This window comes from Archangium violaceum (genome assembly GCF_016887565.1).
Taxonomy (GTDB): Bacteria; Myxococcota; Myxococcia; order Myxococcales; family Myxococcaceae; genus Archangium; species Archangium violaceum_B.
In genome coordinates, this window is record NZ_CP069396.1 from 5,076,728 (window position 1) to 5,090,360 (window position 13,633).

Genomic DNA, 13,633 nt, shown 5'->3' on the forward strand with positions numbered 1-13,633 from the left:
TCACGTCTCCTTCGATGTGAGAAACCTTGGCGTCCGGGCCCGGGGGCGTCGATGCTCCCGCTGGCTCTCGCGATGTCCCGTCCGCTCCCACTCGCGCCAGTGCTGCTGTTGTCCATCCTGCTCGCCACGGGCTGTTCCACCATGGCCGCTGGCGCTCGGAGCACGCCCTCCTTCGAATCCCTGCGCATCCAGACGGAGGACGGCTGGAACCTGTCGATGCGGCACGTCCCCGCCGTGGGGCCGGTGCGCGGGCGTCCCATCCTGCTCGTGCCGGGGCTGGCCTCGGGCGACGTGAGCCTGTTGCTGGATGAGGAGCACAGCCTCGCGTACTGGCTGGCGGCCCATGGACGCGAGGTGTGGACGGTGGCGCTGCGGGGCACCGGCGAGTCGGACCGGGCCGACGTGGCGATGGGACGTGCACCGGGCTATGGCTTCGACACCCTGTGGCGGGAGGACTTCCGCGCGGCCCTGAGCACCGTGCGCCAGCGCACCGGCGTGGACCAGGTGGACGTCGTCGCCTACAGCCTGGGGGCGCTGGTGCTCTATGCCTACCTGGCCGAGGACGGGGACGGTGTCGCCGCGGCGGTGGCCATGGCCGGGCCCACGCGGTTGGATCGCAGCGAGGCGTGGCTGGTGGGGCTCGCGCGGGTGGGAGACCGTTTCGTCTCTCGGGACGAGACGCTCGACATGGGCTTCATCTCCTCCGTGACGGCCCCCGTGCAGGCGCACCTGCGGGGCAATCCGGTGGAGCGCATCGCCCTCAACACGCGCAACACCCCGCGCGAGCGCTGGAAGCTCTTCGCCCGGAGCGTCTTCGGTGAGCTCTCCGGAGGGGTGGCGAAGGATCTGTGCCGGATGATCCTCACCGGGCGCTTCACCAGCTCGGACGGGCGCCGAGACTACCGGGCGGGCCTCTCCCGGGTGCGCGTGCCGGTGATGGTGATGGCGGGGGAGGGCGACCTGGTCGCCACCGTGGGCGCGGTGCGCGATGGCTATCTCGCCCTCGGGGGACCCAAGGCGTGGCGGCTGCTGGGCACCCGCGCCGGGCTCGCCGCGGACTACGGCCACGTGGACGTGGTCATCGGTGACCGCGCGCCCTACGAGGTCTGGGCGCCCCTGCTCCAGTTCCTGGATCGCTCCGCGTCCGGCCGCGCCGAGTGACGGCCCGGGAGCCGCCGCTCCGCATGCTCCGGGAGGAGGCGGGCGAGCACGGCTCCAGGGCGTGGGGGCAGGTGGGAGGAGTGAACATCCTTGCCCTGTCACCTAGGAGGAGACGCGATGGTGCTCCCGGGCAAGGGAATCCGTTGGAAGGAGTTCTTCACCGACCTGAAGAACGAATACCAGAACGACAAGGTGAGCAACGTGGCCGGCGCCGTGACGTTCTTCGGCGTGTTGGCGCTGTTTCCCTTCATCCTGTTCCTCGTGGCGCTCGCGAGCGTCATCATCGATCCCGCCCAGGCCGAGGTGCTCATCAAGGAGCTGGGCCGGGTGGCTCCGGAGGCGGTGACCCAGATATTGGGCCAGCGGCTGCACGACCTGGCGGCGAGCAACAGCGTGGGGCTGCTGTCGGTGGGTGCGTTGGGCGCGGTGTGGGCCGCGTCGGGCGGGGTGGTGGCGCTGATGGACGCGCTCAACACCGTCTATGACGTGAAGGAGTCCCGGCCCTTCTGGAAGGTGCGCGGCATCGCCATCCTGGTGGCGCTGGGGGGAGCGGCGCTCTCCATCCTCGCCTCGCTGGCCATGGTGGGCACGCCAGCCGTCGCGAAGTGGTTGGGGGAGCCGCTCGGCACCGTGGTGACGTGGCTGCGGCTGCCCGTGGCGGGCCTGCTCATGATGCTGGTCTGGGCGCTCATCTACTACGTGCTCCCGGACGTGAAGCAGACGTTCAAGTTCATCTCGCCCGGCTCGGTGGTGGGCGTCATCATCTGGCTGCTCGCGTCCTGGGGCTTCTCGGTCTACGTGCGCAACTTCGGCAGCTACGACGCGAACTACGGCGCGCTCGGCGGTGTCATCGTCATGCTGCTGTGGATGTGGATCTCCTCGCAGGTCATCCTGCTGGGCGCGGAGATCAACTCCGTGCTCGAGCACAGGTCGCCAGAGGGCAAGGCCCCGGGGGAGAAGCGCCCGGGCGAGCACGGTGGCCCTCGCAGCATGACCAAGAGCGAGAAGAAGGATCGGGAGCGCAAGGAGATCGAGGAGCGCTTGCGCCCCCCGCCGCCGCGGCGGCCCGAGCCGGCCCGGATGTCGCCACTGGGAGCGGCGACCACCTGGGCCACGGGCTTCGGGCTGGGGCTGTTCCTGCTGCGCCGCAACCGCTAGCGGCGCTGGGCGGCGTGGTAGGGGTTCTTCTCGAGGAACTCGGCGAAGGTGCCGGTGAAGTCGTTGACCGGCTTGCCCTCCTCGAGGCTCCAGATGCGGGTGGCCACCTCGGAGATGAGCTCCTGGTCGTGCGTCACGATGATGGCGGTGCCCTCGTACTTCTGGAGGCCCTCGGCCAGCGCGCTGATGGACTCCAGGTCCAGGTGGTTGGTGGGCTCGTCGAAGACGAGCACGTTGTCCTGGTTGAGCATCAGCTTGCACAGCAGCAGGCGCACCGTCTCACCACCGGAGAGCGTGTCCGTGGGCTTCATGCGCTCCTCGCCGGAGAAGAGCATGCGGCCCATCACCCCGGAGATCTCCTCGTTGGTGAGCTTGGTGTTGATGTCGCGCAGCCACTCGAAGGCGGTGGTGCCCTTGCGGATGGTGCCGTGGTGGTCCTGCGGCAGGTAGGCCATGGAGGCCTGGTGGCCCCAGGTGATCTTCCCCGCGTCCGGCTCGAGCTGCCCGGCGATCATCTTCACCAGCGTGGACTTGCCCACGCCGTTGCGGCCGATGACGCAGATCTTCTCGCCCTTGAGCACCAGCGGGCTGAAGGGCCGGATGACCTGCTGTCCATCGAAGCTCTTGGCGATGCCCTCCACCATGAGCGTCTGCTTGCCGCTGGTCTGCTTCACGTCGAAGCGGATGAAGGGCCGCGCGATGTTCGAGCGCTTGAGATCGTCCGTCTTGAGCTTGTCGATCTGCTTGATGCGGCTCTGCACCTGCGAGGCGCGCGTGCCGGCGTGGAAGCGGGCGACGAAGTCCTGCAGCTGGGCGATCTTCTTCTTCTTCTCGGAGACCTCGGACTCGATGCGGCTGCGCACCTGGGCCTTCTGGCGCACCATGTCATCGTAGCCACCGGTGTACTGGATGATGGTCTCGTAATCGATGTCCGCGATGTGCGTGCAGATGGTGTTGAGGAAGTGCCGGTCGTGGCTGATGGTGATGAGCACGCCCTCGAAGGCCATGAGGAACGTCTCCAGCCAGCGGATGGAGGCGATGTCGAGGTTGTTGGTGGGCTCGTCGAGCAGCAGGCCCTGGGGCTTGCCGAAGAGGGCCTGGGCGAGCAGCACGCGCAGCTTGAGGCCGCCGGTGAGCTGCTTCATGGGGCCCTCGTGGAAGGCCGCGGGGATGCCGAGACCCTCGAGCAGCGAGGCCGCCTCGGACTCGGCGCTGTAGCCGTCCTCCTCGGCGATGACCATCTCCAGCTCACCCAGCCGGTTGCCGTCCTCCTCGGTGATGTCGGACTTGGCGAGGATGACGTCCTTCTCCTTCATGACGTCCCAGAGGGCCTTGTTGCCCATGACGACGACATCGAGGACGCGGTTGTCCTCGTAGCGGAAGTGGTCCTGGCGGAGGATGCCCAGCTTCTTGGGCCGGGAGATGGTGCCCATGTCCGCTTCCTCGTCTCCGGCGAGGATCTTCATGAAGGTGGACTTGCCCGCCCCGTTGGGGCCGGTGAGGCCGTAGCGGCGGCCGGGCGAGAAGGCGACGTTGACCTCCTCGAAGAGCTTCTTGGGCCCGTAGGCCTTGGAGACGTTGACGATCGTGAACATGGGGGGCGCTTTCTAGCGGAAGGGGTAGGCGGCCGGAAGGCGCGCGACAGGTGGATTTCACCGGGACCGACGGTGAGGACCCCTTTTAACCCCAGAGGAGGCGCTTTCTATGCCGCCGAAGTGGTGGGAGAGCCCGCTCCCGGGTAGGCGTCGATGTGGGATACCCACCGGGCCCCTGGATGCCCGCTTGGAGGGCTGGGGGAGGGTGGTGCCCCAACCGGGATGCTCAGTCCCGTGGTTCGGGGGAGATGAGGTCCGTGCCGTTGAAGACCCTTCCGTTCAAGCGGCGCGCCAGTTCCAGCGCTGCTTTCAGGAAGACATCATCGGAGAGAACCTCCGAGGTTCCCACGACACCGACCAACCACTTGGTTCCTCCCACGAAGCGAATCAGTTCCTTCTTGGTGGATTGATCAAGGTCCTCACGTCGCCAGAAGTAACTGCTGGTACCGAGGATGAGCTTGCCGAACGGATCCATCGGTCCGGTGAACACCAGGGAATTGAACTTGAGCGTGCCCTGGGCGCTCGTGAAGCTCGCGGAACTCCACTGCCCAGGTTCGCCCTCCCAATGTAGCAACCACCCGGGGAGGACATCTCGCACGGACTGGATGGCCTGATGGTCAATGACCGGACTGTAGATGGTGCAACGCACGTCTGGTCCTCTCTTTACTTGGGACGCCCACCGGAGGCTTCCCGGCCTCCAGAATGGCCCGTCCTAGCGGTCTTTCGGGGGACGTGTCCGGCTGGCTGCCCGGTGGACCCCGTGCGCCTGGGGCCTGGGTTCGTGGGATGATGGAGTCATGGCGAGGCCATTGATCACCACCATCGGGTACTGCACCAGCACCACGGCCCGCATCTGCGTCACCGCGAAGGATGGGCTCTCTTACGCCCGGCTCGTCTTCCGCTCGGGAGACGGCTCGTTCCAATCGCGTGAGGCGCGGCTCTCCCAGCCCACGGGCTCCACGTTCCTCCATGGCACGTTCGACCTCGACGGCCTCGCCGAGTCCTCCACGGTCGAGTACGCGGTGGCTGTCTCGGCCACGCCGGAGGGACTGCCCTCCCTGTCCCAGCTCTCCCAATCTGGCGGGCTCGGCCGCTTCCGGCTGCTGCCTCCCCCCGGCCAGCCCCTGCGCATCGGCCTGGTGAGCTGCAACGGCGGCTACGTGGTGAGCGATCACGTCCGTCGTCATGCCATGTGGAAGCGGCTGGGCGAGGTGGTCGCGGCGGGGGAGGTGGACCTGCTGTTGCACATAGGCGATCAGATCTACGCGGACCACATCCGCGAGGCCTGGCAGCGCAATGACCTGGACGACCACCTGTCGCCGGAGAACGAGGAGTTGATGCGGCGGCTCCGGGAGTCCTTCCGCGTCCTCTATTGCGACACGTGGCAGCGGCCCGAGCTCGCCGCGGTGCTCGGCTCGGTGCCCTCGATGATGATGTGGGACGACCACGACATCTTCGACGGGTGGGGCTCGCATGACGAGGTGACACCGGCGGATCGCGCCTTCTTCGAGGCCGCGCGGACGACGTTCGCGGAGTTCCAGGCGCGGCTGAACCCGCCAGCGTTCAGCGAGCACTCGTATGCCTTCGGGTGGGTGAGCAACGGCCTGGGGTTCCTGGTGCTCGACGCGCGTACGCACCGGAGCTGGAAGGACCAGACGATCATCGGCCGGAGGCAGTGGGCCGAGGTGGATGCGTGGCTGGAGGCGCAGGTGCCCGCCGGGCTCAAGCGGCTCTTCGTCGTCACGGGAGTGCCCCCGCTGCACGCGAAGGTGGCGGCGGCCAGCAAGCTGCTGGAGAAGCTCGGCTTCGACTCGTTCCTGGGCGATGTGCGGGACTCGTGGATGGCGCCCAACAACACCGAGGAGCTGCGCAAGCTGCTCAACCGGCTCTTCGAGTTCCGCAAGCGCTCGCCCGGCACGGAGGTGACGTCACTGAGCGGGGATGTCCACGTGGGGACGACGGCGCGGTTGCGCTCGCGGGTGCCCTTCCACAAGCGCTCCGAGTCCGACCTGCCGGAGATCACCCAGGTGGTGTCCAGCGGTATTGGCTCGATGCCGCCGGACGGCCTCATCCGCAAGGTGGTGGAGCTCGGCCTTGGCTCCGAGGCGGTGGACATGTACCAGGACCTCTTCTCGGGGCGGTTGCTGGAGCTGCCGGGCAACCCGGATGGGCGCGTGCTCTTCCGCAGGAACTTCGCCGTGCTGGACCTGGGCGCGAGTGGCAAGGCCGGTTGGGACCCCGACCAGAACCTGCGCGTCCGGTACTACGCCGAGGGCCTGGAGCGCCCCATCGAGCAGACGCTGCTGGCCCTCTGAGACTGTTCTCCACCGGGTGGATGTCCGCACCCCCGAGACGGGTTGTGAGGGGAGGGCGCGTGCTTCAATCTCCCGGGCCGCAATGGCAAACGCGGGTCCGGGGGATCTCATGAACGCACTGCGACATGTACGGCTGGCCTGGAGTCTGGTCTTCAGCTCACTGCTGCTGGTGTCCTCGCCAGGGTATGCTCACCCCTCCGATGCGAGTGGTTGCGCGGATCGTCAGAGGGAAGGATTCCGGGACATCTCCCGCTGGCCGGACATCGCGGGATGTGCGGGCGCATGGCGGATTCCCGGTCTGCACACGGAGAACCCGGGCGAGGCCCCCGCCTGTCCTGGCCTCCCCACGTTCGACACCCTGACGCCTGCCTGTGGCCGCCAGGGCGGTGACGATGGCCCGCGTCCGGGCGGCGCCGGGTGCAACGTGGCGGACCTCTGCGCCGTGGGGTGGCACGTCTGCGCGAGCGACGTCGAGGTGGCGAGCCGCTCCCCCACCGGCTGCGTGGGGGCGACCCGTGAGGGAGACAATCCTCTCTTCTTCACCACCCGGCAGAGCAGCAACGGCTGCGCCGTGTGCGCCAACGGAACCTCGACGGGCCCGGAGTGCGACTCCGCGAGTTGCACCGAGGGTTGCAAGCAGACCGCGCGGACGTCGAACGACTTCTTCGGCTGCGGCAACTTCGGCTCCGAGGCCACCTGCGGCCCCCTCGACCGGTTCTCGAATGACCTGTGCTTCGGACTCGCTGGCTCGCCGTGGTCGTGCGACGCCTCGACGCCCGCCGACGACAATGGCCTCTGCGAGGCGTACACGGTCACCAAGACGGGCTCCCGCTTTGGCGGAGTGCTCTGCTGCCGCGATACCTGCACCGACACCGACAAGGATGGCGTCTGCGACAGCGTGGACCGGTGCGCGAGGACCGTCCTCCCCGAGCTCCCGTCCGAGGGCCAGCCGGGTGTGAATCGCTTCGCGGACACCGATGGCGACGGTACCTTCGACACGACCCTGGCGAGCGAGGGCGAGCCGCGGCGGCACTTCACCCTCGCGGACACCGCCGGTTGCAACTGCTCGCAGCTCATGAATGAGCTGGGGCTGAGCGACGAGCACACCCGAGTCGGGTGCAGCCTCGGTGCCATGGAGGAGTGGGTGTCGCGCGTACGGGGGAAGTGAGCGCATGCTCGGGGCCCGTGCATCGCGCCCGGTGCCCCACGAATTTCTCCGCATGATTTTTCAGGTCACCGGCTCTGAACGATTGCGGGGCGAGTCGTTCGAGCCCTCCATGAACCCGATGGAATGAAAACGGTGACCGCCATGAAGAAGTACCTGCTTGCCTGGATGTGTCTTCAGCTCCCCGTGATGGCTCAGGCCGCCACTCCGGCCGCCGCGAAACCCGAGCGCCCGGCCGTCCAGGTTCCCGAGGCCGATCGCTACGCGCGGCGGTGCCAGTTCCAGGCCCCCCACCGCACCGTCAAGCCCCAGGGGACGATGCTGTGGGGCACCAAGCGGAGCTGGGACACCGAGAAGACGGCCCCCGAGCTCAGCAGCGTGCTCGTCTCGGTCGACCTCGCGCCCCTGCGTCAGGCGGATGCCCAGGTGAAGGCCCTGACGCTCGAGGGCGGACGTCTGGTGGCCTCGGGCAAGGGCGTCGTCGGCACCGTGCTCCAGGGCACGGCGAGCGACGGCAAGCCCGTGGAGGTGGCCATCTGCGGCGCCGAGCCCTCCCCCGAGGATCCCGGCATGATCTGGTACCGCATCGAGGCCTGGAACGCGGTGGCCCAGGAGTGGGAGAACCCCTGCGTCGCCCTCGACCGCGTGCCCGACCCCCGGGCGCTCGCGGTGGGCGGCACCTGGGACGCGAGCGGCGCTCACCAGGACGCCCCGGGCAAGCTCACCTTCGCCTGTGAGAACGGCGCCATCACCAAGTGCATCCGCTGGGGCTACAAGCCCTGGGAGAGCCGCGACGGGCATTCCCTGGCCGACCTCCACCAGGCCTGCACGCGCATGGCTCGCGCCGACTACTGCGGCAACGGCCGCAGCCACACGCACCAGGACACCGCCATCGACATGTACGATCGGCTCGGCGTGCTCGCGCGGACGACGGAGGCCGCCGACGGTTGGGATCCCGCGCGGGCCTCGTTCGAGGCGGCCTGGGCTCCCGATGGGGCCACCTGCCTGGCCCGGACCCGCGATGGCCGCGCACTGGAGACGATCCTCAAGGAGTGTCCCAATCGCTTCCAGACGGGCGCGGCGCTCGAGCTGGGCCAGGGGGATCGCTGCACGGTGCGGCGCGCGGACGCGAGCCCCGCGACGGCGCTGCTGCGGAACATGTCCTATGGCGCCCCGAAGGGCGCCTCCGCGAGTGAAGGGCCGTAGCACTCCTGGTGGAGTGTTCCCCCCCGCGTCAGTCCTTCCCTGGAGGCCGGGGTACTCCATCCCGCACACCCAGGAGCTGACTGATGTTCAGCTCGAGCTGGCTGTCGAGGACGGCCAGGAAGCTCTTGAAGTCCCGGGTGGAGAGACCCAGACGCTCCTGCAGACGACGCCGGGTCTCCTCGTAGACCTCCTGCCGTGCACTCTTCAACCAGCGGGAGACTGTCGATTGATTGACACGAAAGAGCGAGGCCAGCTCGTACATCGAGAGCTGATCGACGAAGTAGAGGCGCAGCAGGTGGCGGTCGTCGGCCGAGAGCTCGGAGAAGGCCTCGCGCACGGCCTGACGGAAGTCCGTTTGGTAGCGCCGCTTGATGAGCTCCAGCTCCGCGTCCCCCCCCGGCGTTGGGATCTGCTCCAACTCGGGGTCCGAGTCTTGATCGGGCGCGGGCTTCTGGGCGGCCTGCAGCTTGATGGCGATGCGCACGGTGATGACACGCACCCAGCTCAACAGCGCGCCCCGGCCCGTGTACTCGGCGATCTTCGGGGCGCCTTCGGGCGTGGGGACCAGGAGCTTCACACGTGCCAGCTGGCAGATGTCGTCGATCATCGCCTCGGGCTGCTTGGGACCCCTGAGCAGCCCCGGCAGCTTCGCGAGGTAGTTCCGATCGAAGAGCTCGATGGCGGCGGGCGCACCCCGCAGACAGGCGCACGCCAGGTAGAGCTCCGCCAGGGACAGCTGCGCGAGCAGCGGCTCGATGGGGCTGTCGGGACTCGCCTCGGGTAGCCGCTCGGCGAGGTGTGTCACGAACGCCTCGGCGGGGAGCTCCACGGCCGGCCACCGCTCACGGGCGGTCTCCCATGCACGCAGGAGCAGTCCGTCGAGCTCGGCGGATGCCTCGGGTGGAATGAAGCGTACCTTCGCGTGTGCGAGAAACGTCGCGGCCAAGCCGGGCACCTGCGCCATTCTCATCCCTGTACCATGCGCTTCCTCGGGCCAGCAACGGGGGGCGTTGAGTGGCTCCCGGTCCACGACTAGCCTGCGCCCATCGACTCCATGCGTCAGTCCACTCCCAGTGACAGCGGGTCGAGCCCATCCGATTGCCTGACGGATGAAGTCCTCGTCGATCTCCTCGATGGCCGGTTGTCGGACGAGGCGCTGACCCTCGCCCATCGACACGCCGCCGGGTGCGTCCCCTGCCGGCTCCTCCTCTCCTCGGTGTCGCGCGGTGGCGTCGGGGGAGAGCAGAGCGTCGCGGAGAGTCCGGAGCCGGTCGTCGTCACCGCCGAGGAGCCGGGTGTCTCCTGGACGCCGCCCGACACGTTCGACGAGTTCCGTCTCGAGCGCATGCTCGGCCGCGGCGGCATGGGCGTCGTCTACCTGGCGCACGACACCTCGCTGGACCGGCGCGTGGCGGTGAAGTTCATCGCCTCGAGTCAGCCCGAGCCCTGGGTCCGCGCGTACTTCGAGACCGAGGCCCGTTCCATCGCCCGGTTGCAGCACCCGAACGTCGTCAATGTGTTCCGCGTCGGTGAGGTCGGCGGGCACCCGTACATCGTCTCCGAGTACGTCGTCGGCCAGAGCCTCGCGGAGCTGCCACTGCCGGTACCGTGGCGCCGCGTCCTGAGCCTCGGCATCGGTCTGGCCCGGGGGCTCGCGGCGGCGCATCGCCAGGGCGTGCTCCACCGCGACCTCAAGCCGTCCAACGCCCTCGTCACCGAGGACGGCGAGGTGAAGCTGCTCGACTTCGGTCTGGCCGAGCGTTTCGATCCGGGTGCGGCCTCGCCGTCGTCCAGCTCGAACCTCATCGTCGGCACGCGGCCCTACATGGCGCCCGAGTTGCTGGAGCGTGCTCCGGCGACTCCGAGGAGCGACCTCTATGCCCTGGGACTCGTGCTCCACGAGCTGTGCACGGGCGAGCTGCCGCGGGGCATGCCTCGACGGCCGGAGGAGGAGCCACCACCGGCGGGAGGAGGGCAGGGGATCGATCCGGACTTCGCCGCGATCATCGCGCGGTGCCTCGCGCCCGACCCGCAGGACCGCTTCGCCTCGGCCGAGGTGCTCTGCGAGGCCCTGGAACGTCTCGAACGGAGCAGCGCCCCCGCGCCCCTGGTCGCCGGCAATCCCTATCGTGGCCTCGCGCCCTTCGAGGCCGAGCACCGGGAGCTCTTCTTCGGACGCGACGCGGACATCCGCGCCGTGCTCGACCGTCTCCGCCACCAGCCTCTCGTCCTCGTCGCCGGGGACTCGGGGGCCGGCAAGTCCTCGCTGTGTCGCGCCGGCGTGCTGCCCCGGGTGGCCGCCGGGGCCCTGGACGATGCGCGTGAGCAGAGACCGGTCACGCTGTGGCCCGGCCACCGCCCACTCGAGGCCCTGGCCGCCGCGCTCGCGCCCGTGCTGGATCGAAAGGAGGCGGAGCTCGTCACCGCGCTCGCGGACACGCCGGGCTGGCTCGGGCGGGCGCTGCGTGAGGCACACCAGGGCGGGCGGGGTCTGCTCCTCTTCATCGATCAGCTCGAGGAGCTCATCACCCTCTCCGAGCCCACCCAGGCGGCGCACTTCGCCCGCATCCTCGGGGAGCTCGCCCTGCCGTCGGCGGGGGTGCGCGTGCTGCTGGCGGTGCGCGGCGACTTCCTGACGCGCCTGTGCTCCCTGCCCGGTCTGGGCGAGGAGGCCGAGCGGGCGCTCTACATCCTCCGCCCCATGTCTCCAGAGGGCGTGCGCGAGGCCATCGTGGGGCCCGCGCGCGGCCGTGGCGTGGTCTTCGAGTCCGCCGAGCTCGTCCAGACGCTCGTGGCGTCCACGGCGCACGGCGTGGGCAGCCTGCCCCTTCTCCAGTTCGCGCTCGCCGAGCTGTGGGAGCGGCGCGATCCGGCGCGAGGCCGCATCACGCGGGCGGCGCTCGAGGAGATGGGCGGAGTGGCCGGAGCGCTGTCACGGCATGCGGACGGAGTGCTCGCGCGCCTGAGTCCCGCCGAGCGCGAGGCCGCGCGGCGCCTCCTCCTCCAACTCGTGACGGGGGACGGCACGCGCATCGAGCGCGGCGAGGAGGAGCTCGTCGAGGCCTCGGATGGGGCCTCGCTCGTGGCCCTTCGCGCGCTCATCGAGGGTCGCCTCCTGCACACGCGCACCGCGCGCGGCCAGCCGCGCTGCGAGATCGCCCACGACTCGCTCATCGAGAGCTGGGGCACGCTCCGAGACTGGCTCGACGATGACATCGGCCATCGCGCGGTGCGCAAGCGGCTCGAGGCGGCGAGCGCCGAGTGGGATCGCCTGATGCGCACCAGGGAGGCCCTCTGGGGGCAGCGTCAGCTCGACGAGGCCCGTGCGCTCGAGCCCTCCACCCTGGGGTCGCGCGAGCGTGCCTTCCTCCTCGCCTCCCGCCGCGCGGTGATGCGCCAGCGTTGGGGCCGATGGCTCGCCGCGCTCATCCTCGCGCTCGCCATCGCCGCCTCCTATGGAGGGCTTCGCCTGCAGGCGTACCTCGAGGACACGCGCTTCGTCGCCGCCCGGATCGGTCTGGCGCGGGAATTCCTCACCGAGGGGCGTGCCCTGGCCCAGCAGGCCAGCATGCGCCGGGAGGAGGCACTGGAGCTGTTCGACGGCCGGCCTTCTCCGTCCACGGGCTTCGAAACCCTGACGGGTCCCCAGGACCTCAGGAAGGCCGCGGAGCGGCAATGGACCGAGGCGCTCTCCCTGCGCGAGCGGGCCAATGCGGCCTATGCCCAGGCCAGCCGGACGCTCGACAAGGCCCTTGATCGCGAGCGTGGCCACGCGGGCACGCGCCAGCTCATCGCGGAGGTCACCTATGAACGGCTCCTCCTCGCCGAGCGCTTCCACCAGCGGCGCGAGCGCGACGAGTGGGTCCAACACCTGGAGCAGGTGACCGATACCTCGAAGGAGGGCGCGGAGTGGCGACAGCGGCTCCTGGCTCCGGCCGAGCTCGAGCTCGTGACGGAGCCCCCCGGTGCCCGCGTGGTGATCGAGCGCTACACCGACATCCAGGGAAAGCGACGCCGCGAGCCCGTTCCGGAGGCCGGTTCCCTGGGCCCGACGCCCCTCTCCCGCGTCCTCCTGCCCGAGGGCTCCTATCTCCTCCACGTCACGCATCCAGGGCGCGTGCCGGTGGAGCTGCCGTTGCTCCTCACGCACGGTGCCAGCGAGCGGATCCGCCTCATGCTCCCCACCCGGGTGCCCGCCGGCTATGTCTACATTCCGCCCGGGTGCTTCCTGCTGGGCAGCGCCGAGCCGGAGGAGGTGCGGGGCTTCATGCTCAGCCCGCCGATCCACCGGTTCTGTCTCAACGAGGGCTACCTGATCGGACAGCGGGAGGTGACGTTCGGCGACTGGCTGGCCTACCTCGACGACCTGCCCGCGGATGCGCCCGCGAGACGGGTCCTCGAGCAGCCGCGTTTCAGCACCACCGGGGCGGTCTCGCTGCGGCATCGGCCCGATACGGGCTGGGTCTTCTCCTTCTACCGTTCACGCGAGGACGTCTTCACGGCGAGGGAGGGGGAGACCTTCCGCTACCCGGGGAGGAGCCGGCGGAACACCGCCGACTGGCGCCGGTTTCCCCTGTCCGGCGTCTCCGCCGAGGACCTGGCGGGCTACTTCTACTGGCTCGACTATTCGGGGCGTCTTCCGGGAGCGCGCCTGTGCACCCAGAACGAGTGGGAGTTCGCCGCTCGCGGCGCGGATGGCCGCGGCTACCCCCATGGCGACCAGCTACTGCCCGACGATGCCAACATCGACACGACCTATGACCGGCAGCCCACGGCCTTCGGACCCGACATGGTCGGCTCCCACCCGGTCTCGGTGAGCCCCTTCGGGCTGGAGGACATGGCTGGCAATGCCTTCGAGATCACACGCTCCGTGACACCGGAGTTCGGGCGCGTCGTCCTGCGGGGTGGGGCGTGGTATTACGACGACTTCGGCGCGCACATCGCCAACATCTCCGTGGGCGATCCGACGGCGCGCGATGCCGCGATCGGCGTGCGCGTCTGTGCCTCGTTTTCTCCGTGATTCAGAGGGGGGT

General features: G+C 69.3%; 9 protein-coding genes. 6 read left to right on the forward strand and 3 right to left on the reverse strand.

Translation table 11 applies throughout. The annotated features are described in order from the left end of the window. Positions 1-72: 72 nt before the first annotated feature. Both JRI60_RS20875 and JRI60_RS20880 read left to right on the forward strand, forming a co-directional pair. Positions 73-1,161: an alpha/beta fold hydrolase gene (locus JRI60_RS20875; protein ID WP_204227605.1), complete on the forward strand. Its 1,089-nt coding sequence runs from the start codon at positions 73-75 to the stop codon at positions 1,159-1,161. 117 nt (positions 1,162-1,278) lie between these two features. After that, positions 1,279-2,319: a YihY/virulence factor BrkB family protein gene (locus JRI60_RS20880; RefSeq protein WP_204227606.1), complete on the forward strand. Its 1,041-nt coding sequence runs from the start codon at positions 1,279-1,281 to the stop codon at positions 2,317-2,319. On the opposite strand, the gene JRI60_RS20885 is transcribed toward JRI60_RS20880, so the two are convergent. Both JRI60_RS20885 and JRI60_RS20890 read right to left on the reverse strand, forming a co-directional pair. Further along, on the reverse strand, positions 2,316-3,914 hold the full coding sequence (locus JRI60_RS20885; protein ID WP_204227607.1) for an ABC-F family ATP-binding cassette domain-containing protein: 1,599 nt from the start codon (positions 3,912-3,914) through the stop codon (positions 2,316-2,318). The genes JRI60_RS20880 and JRI60_RS20885 overlap by 4 nt on opposite strands. 226 nt (positions 3,915-4,140) lie before the next feature. Then, positions 4,141-4,563, reverse strand: coding sequence for a hypothetical protein (locus JRI60_RS20890; protein ID WP_204227608.1), 423 nt, complete (start codon positions 4,561-4,563; stop codon positions 4,141-4,143). Between the two features lie 148 nt (positions 4,564-4,711). Here JRI60_RS20890 and JRI60_RS20895 point away from each other — a divergent pair, with 148 nt between their 5' ends. From JRI60_RS20895 to JRI60_RS20905, 3 genes are all read left to right on the forward strand, one after another. Continuing rightward, positions 4,712-6,229 carry an alkaline phosphatase D family protein gene (locus JRI60_RS20895; RefSeq protein ID WP_204227609.1) on the forward strand — a complete coding sequence of 506 codons (1,518 nt, stop codon included), beginning with the start codon at positions 4,712-4,714 and terminating at the stop codon, positions 6,227-6,229. A gap of 109 nt (positions 6,230-6,338) precedes the next feature. Then, complete coding sequence (locus JRI60_RS20900) at positions 6,339-7,397, forward strand: hypothetical protein (protein ID WP_204227610.1); 1,059 nt, start codon at positions 6,339-6,341, stop codon at positions 7,395-7,397. 123 nt (positions 7,398-7,520) lie between these two features. Beyond that, entirely contained in the window at positions 7,521-8,600 is a 1,080-nt protein-coding gene (locus JRI60_RS20905; RefSeq protein ID WP_239470637.1) for an ADYC domain-containing protein, read from the forward strand. 28 nt (positions 8,601-8,628) lie between these two features. Here the strand turns inward: JRI60_RS20905 and JRI60_RS20910 are convergent, their stop codons facing one another. Next, positions 8,629-9,555: a sigma-70 family RNA polymerase sigma factor gene (locus JRI60_RS20910; protein ID WP_343213426.1), complete on the reverse strand. Its 927-nt coding sequence runs from the start codon at positions 9,553-9,555 to the stop codon at positions 8,629-8,631. A 99-nt stretch (positions 9,556-9,654) separates the two neighbouring features. Here JRI60_RS20910 and JRI60_RS20915 point away from each other — a divergent pair, with 99 nt between their 5' ends. Then, positions 9,655-13,620 carry a bifunctional serine/threonine-protein kinase/formylglycine-generating enzyme family protein gene (locus JRI60_RS20915; protein ID WP_204227611.1) on the forward strand — a complete coding sequence of 1,322 codons (3,966 nt, stop codon included), beginning with the start codon at positions 9,655-9,657 and terminating at the stop codon, positions 13,618-13,620. The last annotated feature ends 13 nt before the right edge of the window (positions 13,621-13,633 follow it).

What these genes read in the sequence shown, in the direction of transcription:
- JRI60_RS20885 (WP_204227607.1), bottom strand. Translation starts at nt 3,914, where the DNA reads ATGTTCACGATCGTCAACGTCTCCAAGGCCTACGGGCCCAAGAAGCTC.
- JRI60_RS20895 (WP_204227609.1), top strand. Translation starts at nt 4,712, where the DNA reads ATGGCGAGGCCATTGATCACCACCATCGGGTACTGCACCAGCACCACG.
- JRI60_RS20875 (WP_204227605.1), top strand. Translation starts at nt 73, where the DNA reads ATGTCCCGTCCGCTCCCACTCGCGCCAGTGCTGCTGTTGTCCATCCTG.
- JRI60_RS20900 (WP_204227610.1), top strand. Translation starts at nt 6,339, where the DNA reads ATGAACGCACTGCGACATGTACGGCTGGCCTGGAGTCTGGTCTTCAGC.
- JRI60_RS20880 (WP_204227606.1), top strand. Translation starts at nt 1,279, where the DNA reads ATGGTGCTCCCGGGCAAGGGAATCCGTTGGAAGGAGTTCTTCACCGAC.
- JRI60_RS20905 (WP_239470637.1), top strand. Translation starts at nt 7,521, where the DNA reads ATGAAAACGGTGACCGCCATGAAGAAGTACCTGCTTGCCTGGATGTGT.
- JRI60_RS20915 (WP_204227611.1), top strand. Translation starts at nt 9,655, where the DNA reads ATGCGTCAGTCCACTCCCAGTGACAGCGGGTCGAGCCCATCCGATTGC.